The 16,468-nt window shown below is 31.7% G+C and carries 19 protein-coding genes, 4 tRNA genes and 1 pseudogene; 11 read left to right on the forward strand and 13 right to left on the reverse strand.

Going from position 1 to position 16,468, the window contains the following annotated elements; all coding sequences use genetic code 11:
- Window positions 1–65 precede the first annotated feature (65 nt).
- The 3 genes from KAR67_RS05810 to KAR67_RS09665 are packed head-to-tail and all read left to right on the forward strand — an operon-like array spanning window position 66 to window position 1,793.
- Entirely contained in the window at window positions 66–602 is a 537-nt protein-coding gene (locus KAR67_RS05810; protein ID WP_002779357.1) for a purine-nucleoside phosphorylase, read from the forward strand.
- A 19-nt stretch (window positions 603–621) separates the two neighbouring features.
- Window positions 622–1,692 carry a 23S rRNA (adenine(2503)-C(2))-methyltransferase RlmN gene (gene rlmN / locus KAR67_RS05815; protein WP_002779983.1) on the forward strand — a complete coding sequence of 357 codons (1,071 nt, stop codon included), beginning with the start codon at window positions 622–624 and terminating at the stop codon, window positions 1,690–1,692.
- Window positions 1,689–1,793 carry a hypothetical protein gene (locus tag KAR67_RS09665; protein WP_002779359.1) on the forward strand — a complete coding sequence of 35 codons (105 nt, stop codon included), beginning with the start codon at window positions 1,689–1,691 and terminating at the stop codon, window positions 1,791–1,793. Before rlmN ends, KAR67_RS09665 begins: the two co-directional genes overlap by 4 nt.
- A 452-nt stretch (window positions 1,794–2,245) precedes the next feature.
- On the opposite strand, the gene KAR67_RS05820 is transcribed toward KAR67_RS09665, so the two are convergent.
- Window positions 2,246–2,322: transfer RNA gene (locus tag KAR67_RS05820), tRNA-Met, on the reverse strand.
- Window positions 2,323–2,426: 104 nt separating this feature from the next.
- On the opposite strand from KAR67_RS05820, the gene KAR67_RS05825 reads away from it, so the two are divergent.
- The 6 genes from KAR67_RS05825 (at window position 2,427) to KAR67_RS05845 (ending at window position 4,605) form a co-directional block, all read left to right on the forward strand.
- Window positions 2,427–2,514: transfer RNA gene (locus KAR67_RS05825), tRNA-Ser, on the forward strand.
- Window positions 2,515–2,618: 104 nt separating this feature from the next.
- The gene (locus tag KAR67_RS09670; RefSeq protein WP_223206573.1) at window positions 2,619–3,188 is read left to right on the forward strand and encodes a hypothetical protein; all 570 of its coding nucleotides are present in this window, start codon (window positions 2,619–2,621) and stop codon (window positions 3,186–3,188) included.
- Window positions 3,170–3,583: a glycosyl transferase family 90 gene (locus KAR67_RS09675; RefSeq protein WP_004284592.1), complete on the forward strand. Its 414-nt coding sequence runs from the start codon at window positions 3,170–3,172 to the stop codon at window positions 3,581–3,583. Before KAR67_RS09670 ends, KAR67_RS09675 begins: the two co-directional genes overlap by 19 nt.
- A gap of 108 nt (window positions 3,584–3,691) precedes the next feature.
- Window positions 3,692–3,767: transfer RNA gene (locus tag KAR67_RS05835), tRNA-Ala, on the forward strand.
- Between the two features lies 1 nt (window position 3,768).
- Window positions 3,769–3,844, forward strand: a tRNA-Val gene (locus tag KAR67_RS05840).
- A gap of 230 nt (window positions 3,845–4,074) precedes the next feature.
- Window positions 4,075–4,605, forward strand: coding sequence for a GNAT family N-acetyltransferase (locus KAR67_RS05845; RefSeq protein ID WP_002789817.1), 531 nt, complete (start codon window positions 4,075–4,077; stop codon window positions 4,603–4,605).
- On the opposite strand, the gene leuD is transcribed toward KAR67_RS05845, so the two are convergent.
- Genes leuD through leuA form a run of 4 tightly spaced genes read right to left on the reverse strand, consistent with a single transcriptional unit; the run spans window position 4,585 to window position 9,196 of the window.
- The gene (gene leuD, locus KAR67_RS05850; protein WP_002785517.1) at window positions 4,585–5,187 is read right to left on the reverse strand and encodes a 3-isopropylmalate dehydratase small subunit; all 603 of its coding nucleotides are present in this window, start codon (window positions 5,185–5,187) and stop codon (window positions 4,585–4,587) included. The genes KAR67_RS05845 and leuD overlap by 21 nt on opposite strands.
- 1 nt (window position 5,188) lies before the next feature.
- On the reverse strand, window positions 5,189–6,601 hold the full coding sequence (gene leuC / locus KAR67_RS05855) for a 3-isopropylmalate dehydratase large subunit (protein ID WP_072212035.1): 1,413 nt from the start codon (window positions 6,599–6,601) through the stop codon (window positions 5,189–5,191).
- On the reverse strand, window positions 6,588–7,664 hold the full coding sequence (leuB, locus tag KAR67_RS05860; protein WP_002783534.1) for a 3-isopropylmalate dehydrogenase: 1,077 nt from the start codon (window positions 7,662–7,664) through the stop codon (window positions 6,588–6,590). The genes leuC and leuB overlap by 14 nt, the downstream gene beginning before the upstream one ends.
- A complete protein-coding gene (gene leuA / locus KAR67_RS05865; protein ID WP_002783533.1) occupies window positions 7,661–9,196 on the reverse strand; it encodes a 2-isopropylmalate synthase in 1,536 nt (511 codons plus the stop codon). The genes leuB and leuA overlap by 4 nt, the downstream gene beginning before the upstream one ends.
- Before the next feature lie 346 nt (window positions 9,197–9,542).
- Between leuA and KAR67_RS05870 the strand changes: the two genes are divergently transcribed.
- The gene (locus KAR67_RS05870; RefSeq protein WP_002779976.1) at window positions 9,543–10,172 is read left to right on the forward strand and encodes a hypothetical protein; all 630 of its coding nucleotides are present in this window, start codon (window positions 9,543–9,545) and stop codon (window positions 10,170–10,172) included.
- Window positions 10,173–10,195: 23 nt separating this feature from the next.
- Here the strand turns inward: KAR67_RS05870 and KAR67_RS05875 are convergent, their stop codons facing one another.
- The 4 genes and pseudogenes from KAR67_RS05875 to queF all read right to left on the reverse strand — a co-directional run bounded on the left by KAR67_RS05875 (window position 10,196) and on the right by queF (window position 12,150).
- On the reverse strand, window positions 10,196–10,840 hold the full coding sequence (locus KAR67_RS05875) for an outer membrane beta-barrel protein (protein ID WP_002779974.1): 645 nt from the start codon (window positions 10,838–10,840) through the stop codon (window positions 10,196–10,198).
- A gap of 83 nt (window positions 10,841–10,923) precedes the next feature.
- Window positions 10,924–11,040, reverse strand: a pseudogene (locus tag KAR67_RS09680) (modification methylase); the annotation flags it as partial.
- Window positions 11,041–11,253: 213 nt separating this feature from the next.
- Window positions 11,254–11,580, reverse strand: a complete 327-nt coding sequence (locus KAR67_RS05880; protein WP_002779367.1) for a PepSY-like domain-containing protein — start codon at window positions 11,578–11,580, stop codon at window positions 11,254–11,256.
- Window positions 11,581–11,766: 186 nt separating this feature from the next.
- Window positions 11,767–12,150 carry a preQ(1) synthase gene (queF, locus tag KAR67_RS05885; protein ID WP_002779368.1) on the reverse strand — a complete coding sequence of 128 codons (384 nt, stop codon included), beginning with the start codon at window positions 12,148–12,150 and terminating at the stop codon, window positions 11,767–11,769.
- A gap of 160 nt (window positions 12,151–12,310) precedes the next feature.
- Between queF and KAR67_RS05890 the strand changes: the two genes are divergently transcribed.
- Complete coding sequence (locus KAR67_RS05890; RefSeq protein WP_002779369.1) at window positions 12,311–12,910, forward strand: NAD(P)/FAD-dependent oxidoreductase; 600 nt, start codon at window positions 12,311–12,313, stop codon at window positions 12,908–12,910.
- A 4-nt stretch (window positions 12,911–12,914) separates the two neighbouring features.
- On the opposite strand, the gene metA is transcribed toward KAR67_RS05890, so the two are convergent.
- The 4 genes from metA to KAR67_RS05910 are packed head-to-tail and all read right to left on the reverse strand — an operon-like array spanning window position 12,915 to window position 16,355.
- On the reverse strand, window positions 12,915–13,796 hold the full coding sequence (gene metA, locus KAR67_RS05895) for a homoserine O-succinyltransferase (protein ID WP_170876434.1): 882 nt from the start codon (window positions 13,794–13,796) through the stop codon (window positions 12,915–12,917).
- Between the two features lie 10 nt (window positions 13,797–13,806).
- Window positions 13,807–14,028 (reverse strand): sulfurtransferase TusA family protein, encoded by a 222-nt coding sequence (locus KAR67_RS05900; protein ID WP_002779371.1) that lies wholly within the window; start codon window positions 14,026–14,028, stop codon window positions 13,807–13,809.
- Window positions 14,029–14,037: 9 nt separating this feature from the next.
- Window positions 14,038–15,072: a YeeE/YedE family protein gene (locus tag KAR67_RS05905; RefSeq protein WP_002779372.1), complete on the reverse strand. Its 1,035-nt coding sequence runs from the start codon at window positions 15,070–15,072 to the stop codon at window positions 14,038–14,040.
- An 11-nt stretch (window positions 15,073–15,083) separates the two neighbouring features.
- Window positions 15,084–16,355: an O-acetylhomoserine aminocarboxypropyltransferase/cysteine synthase gene (locus tag KAR67_RS05910; RefSeq protein ID WP_002789803.1), complete on the reverse strand. Its 1,272-nt coding sequence runs from the start codon at window positions 16,353–16,355 to the stop codon at window positions 15,084–15,086.
- Between the last annotated feature and the right edge of the window lie 113 nt (window positions 16,356–16,468).

Here is a 16,468-nt window from a genome sequence, read left to right on the forward strand (position 1 = left end):
TAAAAATTCTTAATTTTAAGCCTTTTTAGCTAAAATTCTTGCTAAATTATTTTTAGGATATGTGAATGATAGTTTGTGCGGGTGGAAATGAAAATTTTTCTTTTGCCAAAACCATAGGTATAGGTTTGGTAGAATCAACCTTTCATTTAACACAACTTTGCTTAAAAGAAAAACCTTCAAAACTTATATTTATAGGAACATGTGGACTTTACGATAAAGGAGAAATTCTAGGAATTTATAAAAGTTCTCATGCTTGTAATATTGAATTTTCTTATATTTCTGATCAATTCTACACTCCTGCAAACATTGAAATCAAACTCAACAATCAAAATGTTTCTCGTGAAACAATCAAAGTCAATTCTTCTAATTATATTTGTCAAAATTCAAAAGCAGCAAAAGAATTTGCAAAACTAGGTTTTTTTGCTGAAAATATGGAAGCTTTTTCGATTTTAAGCGTGGCTAAAAATTTAGATATAGATGCAGAATGCATTTTATGTGCGACTAATTTTTGCAATGAAAATGCTCATGAAGATTTTATAAAAAATCATCAAAAGGCAAAAGAAAAACTAGAAGAATATTTAAAAATTAATCATTATATTTAGCAATCAAAGGAAAGCAATCTTGAAAGAACTCATTAATATCTTAGACTTTTTACCTGAAGAATTGGAAGAAAAAATCAAGCCTATGTTTCGCGTGAAACAAATTTATCAATGGATATATCAAAAATATGCAAATAATTTTTCCGATATGTCAAGTCTACCAAAAGATTTGCGTTTAGAACTTGCGCAAACTTACCATTTCTCTCCTCTTAAATGCGTTAAAAATGAACAAAGCAAAGATGGAAGTATCAAATATCTTTTTGAACTTATCGATGGCTTAAGGATAGAAAGTGTACTTTTGCCTATGAAAGAAGAACAATTTGACGAAGAGGGTAAAAGAATTTCACATACAAGATATACTATTTGCGTTTCTTCCCAAGTAGGCTGTAAAAGTGGCTGTAGTTTTTGCCTTACTGCCAAAGGAGGCTTAAAAAGAAATTTGAGCGCGGGAGAGATAGTCGGACAAATTTTATGGATCAAAAAACAAAACAATATCCCCTATGAGCGTCGTGTCAATATAGTCTATATGGGCATGGGAGAACCTCTTGACAATCTTAAAAATGTTTCCAAGGCAGTTAAAATTCTCTCTCAAAATGATGGACTTGCTATCAGCCCTCGCAGACAAACCATAAGCACAAGTGGTTTAGCAAAGCAAATCAAAGAGCTGGGTGAAATGAATTTAGGCGTCTTGCTTGCCATCTCCCTTCACGCGGTTAATGATGAACTCCGAACCGAACTCATGCCTATAAATAAAGCTTATAATATAGCTGCGATCATGGATGCTGTGCGTGCTTTTCCTATAGATCAAAGAAAAAGAGTAATGTTTGAGTATTTGCTCATTGATGGCATTAATGATAAACTTGAACACGCAAAAGAACTGGTCAAGCTTTTAAATGGTATAAAAGCCAAAGTGAATTTGATACTTTTCAATCCTCACGAGGGTAGTATTTATCATCGTCCTAAGCTTGAAAATGCGATCAAATTTCAAGATTTATTAAGCGCTAAAGGAGTAACTTGCACCATAAGAGAGAGCAAGGGACTTGATATTTCAGCAGCTTGTGGACAACTCAAAGAAAGGGCAAAAGAATTATGACAGCTTTGGATATTTTTCAAATCATTTTTATATTTGTCGTTGTGTTGATAGGTTTTGTGGGTATGATTTGGGTGATTTCTAAAGATAAAAGCAATCGCTAATTGAATAAATCTTTTATTGAAATTTTAAGATATTTAAATTTATAAATAAAACGATGTGCGCTTTGATAAATTTAAATATCAATCAAATTATAATTTTATGATACTATACTCTTATCAAAAGTCTATTTTAAGTTAATTTTATAATAACAAATTCCCCTTGTGTCTTTAAATTTGATTATTTTTTTGATTATTTCGAGATAAATTTTTAAACATTAATCTTTAAAATACAATAATCAAATTTCTATCTTTTATAAAATATACCTTATCTCAAAACCATCTCTTCAAACAAATTTTATTTCAAGCCATATAAAAGATGGTACAAATTTAAATGCCAAAAATTTAAAATAGAACTTAAATTCTAAGATAAAAACAAATTTATAATTTAAAACTATTAAGATAAAATTTGTAATTAAAATAATTTAAGGGTGATTTTTTAAAAGAAGTTTTAAAAATGGTGTCAAGGGGGAGACTTGAACTCCCGACCTCCGGCTTATGAGACCAGCGCTCTAACCAGCTGAGCTACCCTGACATAATAAATCTTTAAAGATTATTTTACAAAATGAAAATGTAATTATACTCTTTTTTACTAAAATTTTATTTAAAGCTTTTTTAGATATAATTTAATTTTTAATTAGACAGGTGTCCGAGCGGTTGAAGGAGCACGCCTGGAACGCGTGTAAAGTGCAAGCTTTCGAGGGTTCGAATCCCTTCCTGTCTGCCACTATTAACTTTTTAACATTAAAATATTATTGTTTTATTAAAAATTACTTTACTACTTAGATAATATTTTTGTAAAATATTATAATTTTTTATATGGACTTCACAATGCTACAATCGAGATTATTTATGAATTTAAAAGGCATCGGAATATCTTTTACACCAAGATATTTTTTTCAAACAAAATTGCATAAAATTTTCAATGAAATTTTAAAATATAATGCTAAAGAGCTAGAAGAAATACGAACTCGGGTTAAGTATTACAATCAAATAAATGATTTTTTTACATTAACAGAAAGAGAAAAAATAGGAAAATTTCCTTTTAAAAATACTTCTTATGCTTTTGATGCTTATGAAATTAGTAAATACTTTAATGATGATTTTTTATGGAAAAAAGAATTTGGTGATGTAAAATATACTTTTAAAGAGCCGGCCATTTGTAAATCAAGACCTTTAGAAAATAATACAAACAACATTTTATTAAAACTTGATAAAAATAGGTATTTTTGTTTTTTAAAAGACAATATAAAATATGAAAATAAAAAAGATATAGCAATTTTTAGAGGTGCTGTATATCAAAAACATAGAAAAGAATTTTTTCATTCTTATTTTGGTAAATCATTTTGTGATATAGGAGATACTTCAAAGCAATTGAGTCAATGGAAAAAAACTTTTTAAGTAAAAAAGAACAAATGAAATATAAATTTATAATCTCTTTAGAAGGCAACGATGTAGCAAGCAATTTAAAATGGGAAATGAATTCCAATTCTTTAGTCTTAGCCCCAAAAATAACTTGCGAAACTTGGTTCATGGAAGGAACTTTAAAACCAAATTACCATTTTGCTTTAATTGATAATGATAACTTAGCTACAGTAATCGAACATTTTATCAGTCATCCAAAAGATGCGCTAGAAATCATTAATAATGCTCATCAGTATGTTAAGAAATTCTTAGATAAGAAAAAAGAATTTTATATAGGGATTTTAGTTTTGACTAAATATTTTTACTATTCTGGGCAACTCGATCTTAACAAAGATGAATGCAAAAGAGAAATTTTAGAATTAATCAAATAATTTAAAATTCTTTTATATTTTATTTTTATAACTTTTAATAAGAATTTTAAATTTAGTTTTCAGCCAAAAAAAAGTAATATTGCGCTAAAATTTTTTAGAAAATTCTAAGGGGCATTAGCTCAGCTGGGAGAGCACAACGCTGGCAGCGTTGGGGTCAGCGGTTCGAACCCGCTATGCTCCACCATGGTTCCGTAGCTCAGCTGGTAGAGCACTACCTTGACATGGTAGTGGCCGTTGGTTCAAGTCCAATCGGAGCCACCATTTTTCATTTCTTTCAATTTCTTCAACTTTCAAAAAATACCTTAAAAGCACTATATATAAACAAACTAAAGGATTTTTGATTTCAATTTATTGCTTTTGTGTTATAATGATTTTCAATTAATTAAAGTTCTTTTTGGGGCTTTTAAAACTCAATAGGGTTTTTTGAAGAAATAAAACTTACAAAAAATATTAAAGTTAAACACTAGTATTTACATTACAAAAGGATTTTTATGCAAAATTTTGTCATAGAAAAAGCTACACAAAAAGATTTAAATTCCATACTTAACATAACAAAAGACGCTCTAAATTCCATGAAAGCTATGAATTTTAATCAATGGAATGAACATTACCCTAATGAAGAAATTTTTAAAGAAGATATCAAAGCACAAGAGCTTTATCTTTATAAAGAAAAGGATGAGATTCTAGGCTTTATTTGCATCAATGAAAAATTCGAACCCGAATTTTACGAGCAAATCAACTTTAAAAAATCCTACAATAATCTAGCTTTTTATCTGCACCGTTTGGCTGTAAAAGAAAATGCTAAAGGCAAAGGCGTGGCGCAAAAGCTGTTAAATTTTTGTGAAACTTATGCTAAAAATGAAGGAAAATATAGCTTAAGAGCGGATACTCATAGTAAAAATATCCCTATGAATTCGCTCTTTAAAAAATTAAATTTTGAGTTTTGTGGGGCTTTTCATATCCCTTGCTATGAAGATGAATTTTTCGCTTATGAAAAAATCCTAAACCAAAAAGCTTTTTGAGTTTTTCTCATAAGCCTTGATTTGTTCTTCATATTTTAAAGTTAAAGCTATATTATCAAGCCCTTCTAGTAAACAGGTTCTACGAAATTCATCCAAATCAAAAGAAAAAACTTGATCTTTAAAAAATACCTTTTTCTCAAATAAAGAAATTTCTATATTTTTATCTTCAGATTCTTTCAGTTGTTTTATAATGCTTACAACCTCATCTTTAGCAAGCTCTATAGTAAGCAAACCATTTCCTAAAGCATTATTTTTAAAAATATCTGCAAAAGAAGGTGCGATAATAGCTCTAATACCATAATCAACCAAAGCCCAAGGCGCATGCTCTCTTGAAGAGCCACTACCAAAATTTTCAAAACTCACCAAAATAGAGCTATTTTGATATTCTTTTTTATTGAGATTAAAATCCATATTTAAAACGCTTTCTTTATCGTCTAAATAACGCAAATCATGAAATAAATGCTTACCAAAGCCCTGCTTTGAAACAGCAAGTAAAAATTGCTTAGGGATGATTTGATCTGTGTCGATATTGGCATATTCCAAAGGACAAGCTATACCTTTATGAGTAGTAAATTTTTGCATTTTAAACTCCTAAATACTTTCTATTATCACAAATAATGCCTTCTATGGCACAGGCTGCTGCGCTTGCAGGACTCATTAAGTGGGTGATAGAACCTTTACCTTGTCTGCCTACAAAATTACGATTTGAAGTTGAAGCAACTCTTTGTCCCGCACTTGCTTTATCATCATTCATACCAAGACACATTGAACACCCTGCATATCTCCACTCACACCCTGCTTCGATAAAAATTTTATCAAGTCCTAAATTTTCAGCTTCTTTTCTCACTTGCATAGAACCAGGCACGATTAAAGCTTTAACATCCTTGTGAATTTTACGCCCTTTTAAAATATCCGCAGCTATCTTAAGATCTTCTAAACGCCCATTTGTACAAGAACCTATGAAAACAATATCGATTTTTACCCCTTCTAAGCTTTGATCTTGCTCCAAATTCACATAATCTAAAGCATCAAGTAAAGATTTTTGATCGCTTGGATTGATAAAATCACTGACTTTTGGAATTCTTTCATTTATAGCAATAACTTGAGAAGGATTAGTTCCATAGCTGATTTGCGGTTGAATTTGGCTTGCATCAAGGACTATACTTTCATCATATTGTGCGCCCTCATCGCTTTTTAAACTTCTCCAATACTCACAATGCTTTTCAAATTCTTCTCCCTTTGGAGCAAATTCTTTCCCTTTTATATACTCAAAAGTAATCTCATCAGGAGCTATCATACCGACTTTTGCTCCAAATTCTATAGCCATATTGCAAAGTGTCATTCTAGCTTCCATACTCAAGCCTTCTATCAACTCTCCACAAAATTCTATAGCATAGCCTGTGCCTTTTGCGGTACCGTATTTTGATATAAGATATAAAATCAAATCCTTAGCATAAACACCCTTTTGAAACTGACCCTTACATTCTATTTTCATAGTTTTAAGTTTTGCTTGTTTTAAAGTTTGCGTAGCCATTACATGCTCGACCTCGCTTGTGCCTATACCAAAAGCCAAAGCTCCAAAGGCCCCGTGTGTTGCAGTGTGAGAATCCCCACAAACCAAAGTTACACCCGGTAAAGTAAAACCAAGCTCGGGACTTACTATATGCACTATACCTTGATTTTTATCGCCTAGGCCTAAAAGTCTGACTCCAAATTCTTTAGTATTTTGCATCAAAGTCGTAATTTGCTCTTTTGCCATACCTGAACAAGCATCCAAATCTGTGCTTTTAGTCGATACATCATGATCTATAGTTGCTAAAGTCAAATCCGATCTTGCCATTTTACGATTTGCCATTTTAAGACCTGAAAAAGCTTGAGGGCTTGTTACTTCGTGGATTAAATGTCTATCGATATAAAGTATAGGAAGTTCATTTTCCTTTTGATAAACCACATGAGAATCAAACACTTTTTCATATAAAGTTTTAGCCATTGTTATTCTCCTTTAAAATTTCTACTATACAATCCCCCATTTCATCGGTGCTTAAATAAGAATTCGCATTTAAATCCTTAGTCATTTTTCCACGCTCTAAAGCTATGGCTATGGCATTTTCTATATCCCTTGCAGCCTTTTCTTCTTTAAAGCTATATTTTAACATCAAAGCAGCACTTAAAATTTGGGCTATAGGATTGGCTATATTTAAATGAGCTATATCAGGAGCTGAACCACCTGCTGGCTCATAAAGCCCAAAACCTTTATCATTTAAACTCGCAGAACAAAGCAAGCCCAAAGATCCACTTATAGCTGCTAATTCATCGCTTAAAATATCGCCAAAAAGATTAGAACAAAGCATTACATCAAAAGTGCTAGGATTTTTAATAATTTGCATAGCTGCATTATCTACATACATGTATTCTAGCTTGATATCTTCGTATTCTTTTGCAATTTGATCTACTACATCACGCCATAAAATAGAACTTGCTAAAACATTTGCCTTATCAATTAGATGCACTTTTTTATTTCTTATTCTTGCACTTTCAAAAGCAAGGCGTGTAATCCTTTCTATCTCTGCTTTAGTGTAAATTTCAGTATCATAAGCACTTTCTTTGCCCAATTCTTGCTTACCAAAATAAATCCCGCCTGTAAGCTCTCTAACGCACAAGATATCCACACCTTTTTGGATAATTTCATCTTTTAAGGGCGAAGCATGTCTTAAGCTTTCATAAATTTTACAAGGACGCAAATTTGCAAATAAATTAAAATGCTTTCTTAAAGGTAAAAGCGAAGCTCTTTCAGGTCTTTGATCTATAGGTAGATTATCCCACTTAGGTCCTCCTACTGAACCAAACAAAATAGCATCGCTTTGCTCACAAAGCTTTAAAGTCTCATCGCTTAATGCTACCCCATAGGCATCTATACTTGCCCCACCTATCTTCGCTTCTTTTGTTTCTAATTTAAAGCCGTGTTTTTGGGCGACAAAATTTAAAATTTTTAAAGCCTCTTTCATCACTGAAGGCCCTATGCCATCTCCTGGCAAAACTGCTATTTTATAAGTATTCATACTGCTTTCCTTTCTTCAACTTTTAAAGATCGATAAATTGCATTGTAAGCACTGATAAAGGCTTGAGCTGATGCTTCTATAACATCTGTTGAAAGCCCTTTGCCATGAAATTTTCTCCCTTTAAATTCTAAATCCACATCCACTTGCCCTTGTGCATCCACACCTGAACTTTTTGCATTAATGCTATATGCTTTTAAAACAGGGTTTAAGCCTGTGATTCTAGAGATGCAATTAAACACCGCTTCTATGGGCCCATTTCCGGTACAAGCTTCAGTTTTTAATTCTTCTTTTATACGCACACAAACACAAGCTGTTGGGATAGTGCCGCTGATTACGCTTAATTTTTCAAGTACTAATTCATTTTCTTCATCATTTTCATAACTTAAAAACATTAAAGCCTCTAAGTCATAATCATAAACCTGTCCTTTTTTATCCGCAAGGCGTAAAAAACTCTCATAAACTTCATCTAAATTATAAGTTTTTTCATCATATCCTAAATTATCAAGACAAGTTTTAATCATAGCTCTACCGCTTCTTGCAGTCATAAGCATACGATTTTCATGAAGTCCTATGCTGCTAGGGCTTATAATTTCATAAGTTTGTCTATTTTTAAGTACTCCATCTTGATGAATTCCAGAACTATGAGAAAAGGCGTTACTTCCTACTATGGCTTTATGTGAAGGTATGCTTTCATTAGTGATAGCTGAAACTAATTTTGAAGTTTTAGAAATATTTTCACACTTGATATCTGTATAAAAACCTTTTAAATAATCGCTTCTTGTTTTTATCGCCATTACAACTTCTTCCAAAGCGCAATTTCCAGCCCTTTCACCAAGCCCATTCATAGTACATTCTATCTGTCTTGCGCCTTGTAAAATAGCACTTAAGCTATTGCCTGTTGCCATACCTAAGTCATTATGACAATGCACAGAAATAACAGCTTTGTCTATATTTGGCACTTTGTTAAATAAAATTTTGATGATATTAGCAAATTCACTTGGCAAAGTATAACCCACAGTATCAGGTATATTGATAGTTCTAGCCCCTGCTTTGATAGCATTTTCTACCATAAAACAAAGATTATCAATAGGAGTTCTTCCTGCATCTTCGCATGAAAATTCCACATCATCAGTATAGTTTCTAGCTCTTGCAATCGCTCTTTGTGCCATAGCTAAAATTTCATCAAAATCTTTTTTTAATTTATCTTGTATGTGCAAAGTTGAAGTGGCTATAAAAGTATGAATTCTAAAAGAATCCGCCACTTTTAAAGCCTCATAAGCGGCATCTATATCTTTATCCAAAGCTCTAGAAAGCGCACAAATGGTTGAATTTTTTACTTTTGAGGCTATATTTTTTACCGCTTCAAAATCTCCTTGTGAAGATACAGGAAAACCTGCTTCTATCACATCAACACCTAAATTTTCAAGCGCTAAGGCAATCTGTAATTTTTGATTTATATTTAAAGAACTGCCTAAGGCTTGTTCACCATCGCGTAAAGTTGTATCAAAAATGATAATTTTATTATTCTTCATATTTTAATCCTTAAAAAACGAGATAAACCGAATGAATTTTATTAAAAATTCAAAAACTTAAAAACAATAGTAAAATAAATAAATTTCAGAAATGATTAAAAAAAATAAAAATTTTAGTTTAGGATGAGTGAGAGTTGCAGCATCAGGTTAAAGTGATTTTCTTTATTTTTTTGCTCTTTGACTTGAATTGAATTTGAATTTTTAAAAACCTGTGTCATTGTCGCCTCCTTCATAAAATTATATAGTTTCGAATTTAGCATATTTTTAGTTAATACACAAAATAAAAATTTACAAATTAAGAAATTTATTGTTATAATTGTAATTTTAAGTAACAAAAAGGATGTTGATGTTAAAAGAGCTTTTAGAAATCAAAAAAGAAATGGAGCCTGTTATCCATGAAGCTAATGTAAAATTAAATGTATTGGCTCGTGAAGTAATAGTTCGTAGAAAAGAGTATGAAATTTACGGACCTATGGTAGATCGTGTCTATCTTGATAATGCAATTTATGTTAAAGTTATGGCAAGTGGGCGCGATGTCAAAACTGATAATGTCCCAATCAAAACAGGTTTTTACATGGTTTTTGTTGCTCCTGAAAAAGAAAGTACAAAAGATATCAAAAATAAACTCAAAGTAGCTTATGAAGGACTTGATAACAAATTTATCGCTACACTTATACGATCTTGCCAACGCTTTAAAGAGATCATAAACAAAACCCAAGCTACACTTGCTAAAGCTTCAAAAATGAATGTTTTAATAAAAACCAATCTAGGAGAAGCAAGCGCGGCTCTTAAATTTAACATCACCATAGAATACACCAAAGAAAACCAAAAATTAACACGCGAAAATACAAAATCGGCAGGAAGTTTTAGAGATACTAGAACTTATATCAATCTTGTAGTAGATAAAAATACTGATTCTCAAATTTGTGAAAAATTATTAGACGATGTGGAAAAATATTTTATCGGTGGGGGTTGAAATCCTACCGATAAAATACTTCATTAGAATTTGTAAGTATAACCTAAATATAAACCATAATTTGTTTGTCTTGGATCATAAAAATTCGACCCTATAGTTTCTTGGTAATAATTTCTAGTATTGTATTCGATTTGTTCTGCTTTAAAACCTACTTCGATTTCATTAGAAGCGCCTAATTCAAATATAGCACCTATTTTTGCTCCGTAAACAAAACCATCAAAATCTTGAGATAAAGATAATAAAGATGTTTTTAAATCAATACTTGTTTTTGCATAGCCTAAATATCCACCCGCAACAGCTCTTACTCTTTTAAAAATTTCTGGAGTAAAATCATAGCCTAGCAAGAATTTATGTGTGTTAAAATCACCCTCTATTCTAAGATTAGGAGTTCTTATAATATCACTAAATTCATCAGAATAATTATAAGCAGCATACAATCTATGTAAATCATTAAAACGATAACCCATTCTTAAACCTAAAATAGGAATGCTACTAGATAAATCACCATTAAAAACAGCACCGGTTTTATTATGTTTTAAATCCCCTTTAACTTTAGTTTGAACATAAGCTGCATCCGCACCTATAAAAAAACCTGATTCTTCCGCAGCTAAAGCTGAACTTGAAAATAGCGCAATACCCACAATTACACTTAAAAACTTTTTATTCATAATTTTTCCTTTAAATTGGTTTTGTAAAACGCATTATATTATATTATATTGATAATTAATATAGTATTATTTTTGTTACTTTTTTAATTTTTTTCTAAGATATGTAAGTATTCTATGGTTTGAGATTGTTTGCAAATTCGAGAAGAATCGGCCTTAAAACGCTTATAAATTTGACTTTTTAAATCATATTTTCCATATTTTTAAAGATTTGTTTTTCAAGGAAAGCAAGCTCAACATAAATCACTTAACATCTAAAAATATTAGACTTTTTGCCTCAACGATAGACAACTAATATCAAAATATATAACTTATATTTAAAAAAATGTGCAATTATAATATAAATTTATCTAAAAAAGAATAAAAAACACAAAGAGTAAATTTACTCTTTGTAAAAAAGTTTCAATCAAAAGTGATTAATCATCAAATTTTTGTCCCAAAAAATTGCCATTGCGATCAAAATAAAGCTCCATAAAATTATTGAGCTTAACCTCATAACCATACTCTTCCCAATCCACATCAACAATAAAAGCACCTGGATGTAGATTTTGAATTTGGCTGTTGATATTTTTTGGTAAGCCATTAAAATAATCTTGTGGTGGCATAGCTTGTTGTGGGTATGCAGGATATGGATGAAGTGGGGCAGGTGCGACTGCAGGAGTTTGAGTCGAAGCAGGGACCATGTTCGCACTTGCAAGAATTGCAGAGCATGCTAGAATAGCAGGGATAATTTTTGTTTTCATTATCTAACTCCTTAAAATGTTTTAACAAGTGTAAGTTTATGTTTTTTGTGTGAAGCGAGCGTGAAAGGTAAGATAAAAAATATTTAGAAAATAGCTCTATAAATTTAGAATATTGAAAAAATTTTGAAGCTTTTGCACTTTAAAGCTATTTTTTATAAAGCTTTACATGAATGCAAAAGCTTTATTTCATTTTGGCACTACCATATCACTGCGACATTCTATCACTGTGTGCACATTTCCGCGTGGATTAAAATCCCCTACCACCTTAATCCATTTTGGCTTGAGCTTATCTTTTAAGGTATTATAAATTTCATTGATGCTTGCTTCATGTGAAACATTTCTATGCATAAAAGTATTGATATAAAGTTTTATCGCTTTAAGTTCAACCACAAATTGATCAGGTATATACTCAAGATAAATCGTCGCAAAATCAGGATAACCCGAACGCGGACAACAACACATAAATTCAGGTAAGGTGATTTTTATAATATAATCATTCTTCGCATCATTAGGCCAAATTTCCATATTTTCTACATCAAATTCTTTAATTTCTTTTTCACCATAACGCATGAGCTTTCCTTATTGAAAAATTTTTAGAAAATTATATAAAAAATTACTTTTAGAGCAATTGAAAAATAAACATTTTTAACAAATTGTATAAAAAAGATCGATATTAGATTAAATAAAGCTTTTTATACTAGAATAAGACAAATTTTTAAAAAGGAAAAAAATGAGAAAATCAATTGCAATTATAGGCGGTAGCATCGCAGGACTTAGCGCGGCTTTATTTTTCGCTTCAGCTAAAAATGAAGAACTTGACTTTGATATCACTGTTTTTGATGAGGGTAAAGCAGATTTAAAAGCAGCAGCAATTTACAATGTTCCTTTTTTCCCAAAAGGTGCAAAAGCAGATGAAATTTACACTCATATAAAAGAACAAATTGCTTCTATGCTTGAGGTAAAATATATCGATTCAAAAGTAGTAAGCATTAGTGGAGAAAAAGGCGATTTTACGGTTAATGATGAGCAAGGCTTGGGTATAAAAGCAGATTATATCATCGTAGCAACAGGAGCAAGTAAAAGTGAAATCAAAGGACTTGAAGACTTTGTTATACCTCATGAACTTATGCCAAAGCCAAACAAATTTTGCTTCAAACATCACGGGAGACAGATTATCAAAGAAGGAATTTACGCAGCAGGACTTGCTTCAGGTGTTACGACTATGGTAGCTTGCGCGATGGGAAGTGCCAATGAAGCAGCTTGCGCGATTTTAAGCGATATCAAAGGTGCAGTAAGCGTATATCACGATACCCCTACTACAAGAAATTAAATCATCAAAGCACAAAAGGTGTGCTTTGATACACATCATAATTGAGCCAATTTGCAAAGATGGTGTTCGCATTTGAACGCCAATTGTATTTTATATTGCCCTTTTTATCGTAATAATTTTTAGCTTTTTGTATGAAATTATCTCTTACATATTCTTGATGTAAAGTCTCTTTAAAATATTCCAAATGCCCTAAAATAAAAATATTCTTTTCATCTCTTAATAAAGCCGAACCGATTTTTTTATTTCTAAGCAAAATTTTTAATTTCCCTTGTTTTTGTAGTGCTAAAATTTGCTCTTCATCCATGCTAGAATGTCTTGAATGAGGCATTAAAACCTTTTCATCTAAATTTGTTAAAAGCAGATCAGGCGAAACTTTATCATGCTTATAGACTCCAAAAATTTTCTTATCTAAAGAGATTTTATCCACACCATAAAAGTATTTTAAAGCAGCCATGGCACCCCAACAAATATACATAGAACTTGTTACATTTTGCTTTAAAAAATCAAAAATTTCTAGCAATTCTTCCCAGTAAGCAACCTTTTCAAAATCCATTTGTTCCACAGGAGCTCCTGTAACAATAGCACCATCAAATTTATGTTTTTTAACCTCATCAAGACCTTTATAAAATTTTTCTAAATGAGTAAAAGGAGTATTTTTACCCACATAGCTAGTCGTGGCTAAAAGTGTGATATTTACTTGCAAAGGAGAATTTGCAAGTAAGCTTAGAATTTGATTTTCTGTTTCAATTTTTTTTGGCATAAGATTGACAATCAAAATTTCTTGCGGCCTGATATCTTGATGCTTTGCTCTCCTTGATCCCATGATAAAAGCATGCTCTTTTAAAAGCTCATAAGCGGGTATATTTTCTGGAATAATCAGTGGCATTTTTTCTCCTTTATTTTTTAATAAGCTTTATTCTCCATTCTGCATCGCCTAAAAGTTCAAAATCAACGATCTCATGTCCTTCTTCAGCAGCCCATTGTGGGATTGTTTCTGTAGCCTGTGTACAATCAAAAAGAATTTCTAATTCTTCACCGCTTTTTAAAGTTTGAACCAAATTCTTTGCTTCAACGAGTGGAAAGGGACAAACCTTTCCTCTAGTATCTAAAGTTACCATATCTTATCCTTATATCTTTTGTGTTGCCTTACGCGTAGGCAATATAATTGTATAAAAAGTAGCTATGTAAGCACCTATTAAGAAAAATACCGTAGCAACCCAACCTTTATACGAAAAAAGCGATGTTTCTACCAATCCATTACCTATGGTACAGCCTCCAGCAAGAGAAGCTCCAACCCCCATTAAAATTCCTCCTATGCTTGCATAAGCTAGAGTTTTTTTATCAGGAAGACGAAATCTAAATTCCCCTGATAATTTAGCACCTAAAAAAGATCCAAGTGCGATTCCAAGAACCAAAAAAACTCCCCAATCAACAAACTGAACATCACCTGTACTAAGGTATTGTACAAGATTTGCCGAAGGAGTTGTAATCCCTAAACCATAATTTCTTCCACTTAAGCTTGAAAGAGGCCAAGCTAAAATTGCGATCAATGCAACCAAAACAGCCGTAACAAAAGGATGCCATGATTTTTCAAACAATATGTGTGAAATTCCTTGCTTTCTAGGCTTTAATCTTGCGACTTTAAGGCGTGGCTTGCGTAATTCTCTAATCACAAAAAAGCCAACAACCAAACTCAAGGCAAGCACCAAAATCCAAGGAGAAATTCCCAAGCTTTGATAAAAAGTTCCATCAGAAATTTTAAAAGTATTTAAATTATCCTGCAAAGGCAAAAGAACTCCGTATTTTACAGCACTTGCACTAAAAGCATAAAACAATAAAGCTGCGATAGAACCGATCAAGCCCTCCCCTGCTCTATACCAAGTTCCTGTAGCACATCCTCCTGCTATGACCATACCAAAGCCAAAAATAATCCCACCAATAATCGTTGAAAGCCAATAAAACTCTTGAGGCTTTATCGAAATATATCCTAAAGAATGAAGAGCCCAAACACCAATACTTTGCAATGCAACGACGATAAAAAGCGCTATAAAAATTGTAAATTTTTTACTTAAAAATACATCTCTATAAGCTCCCACAACGCAAAATCGTCCCCTTTGCAAAACAAAGCCTAATAACAAACCAACTATAATTCCACTTAACATAAACACGCTCTTTAACTTTCTATAGCTTGTTTTAAATCCGCTATCAAATCATCGCTATTTTCAAGCCCTATGCTTAAACGCACAGTGGTTTTCTTAATGCCTGCTTTTTGAAGTTCTTCTTCACTTAGTTGAGAATGAGTAGTAGAAGCAGGATGGATAATTAAAGATTTACTATCACCTAAATTTGCAGCAAGTAAGAAAAGTTGAGTTTTATCACAAATTCTTCTAGCATGCTCATAATCCCTAGCTTCAAAGCTTAAAAGTCCACTAGCGAAATTTTTATCAAAATATTTTTTAAATAAATTATGATAAGCATTACTTGCTAAAGTAGGATAATTTACACCCTTGATATCAGGATGAGAATTTAAAAAATTCGCAACTTTTTCAGCATTTTGGCTGTGTTTTTCTATACGCACTGCTAAAGTTTCAAGTCCTTGTAAAAGCAACCAAGCATTTTGAGGCGCTAAACTAGCTCCTAAATCTCTAAGCCAAGTGATGATGATTCTAATGCTAAAAATTGGCAAATCAAGTGTATTTAAATTCAGTCCATGATAACTTGGATCAGGAGTATTAAAAGTTTTATATCTATCGTTATTTTTAAGCAAGTCGTTTAAATCTTTTCTTTCTATAAGCACTCCGCCTAAAGCACTGCCTTGACCGCTTACATATTTACTTAAACTATGCACGATTATATCCACTCCATGTTTAAAAGGTTGGAGTAAGAAAGGAGTAGCAACGGTATTATCACAAATGGTAGCGATTTTATGTTTTTTTGCTATTTGGGTTATTTTTTCTATATCAGCTATGGCAATTTGAGGATTTGAAAGACTTTCGAAAAAAATCGCTTTTGTGTTTTGATCTATAACTTTTTCTAAGCTATCTAAATCATCGATATCAAATTCCCTAGCTTCTATGCCAAAATTTTTAAGTGTGTGAGAAATTAAAGTTTGAGTTCCACCATAAATTTTATTTGAATACGCGACATTATCTCCTGAACTTGCTAAATTCACAAGGGCATAAAAACAAGCTGCCATACCGCTAGAAACAGGAATTCCAAAAGCCCCACCCTCAACATTAGCAAGTCTTTGTCCTAAAACATCGCTTGTAGGATTGCCTATCCTTGAGTAAATATTGCCAAGTTCTTGAAGATTAAATCTCGCTGCAGCCTGATCTAAATTTTCAAAATTATACGCAGTATTTTGATATATAGGCACACTAATACTTCTTTGAGTGTCAAAATTATAAGCTCCATGTAATGCTAAAGTTTCTTTATTAAAATTCATTTTTTATCCTTTTTTGTTAATTAAAAAAATACTAAAAAGCCTTTTATCAGCTTTAAACTAGATTGTTTGGAAATGTAAATTTATAGAATATGAGTATATACGAGTAGATTAAG

It is taken from the genome of Campylobacter sp. JH32, from assembly GCF_017846535.1.
GTDB classification, from domain to species: Bacteria; Campylobacterota; Campylobacteria; order Campylobacterales; family Campylobacteraceae; genus Campylobacter_D; species Campylobacter_D coli.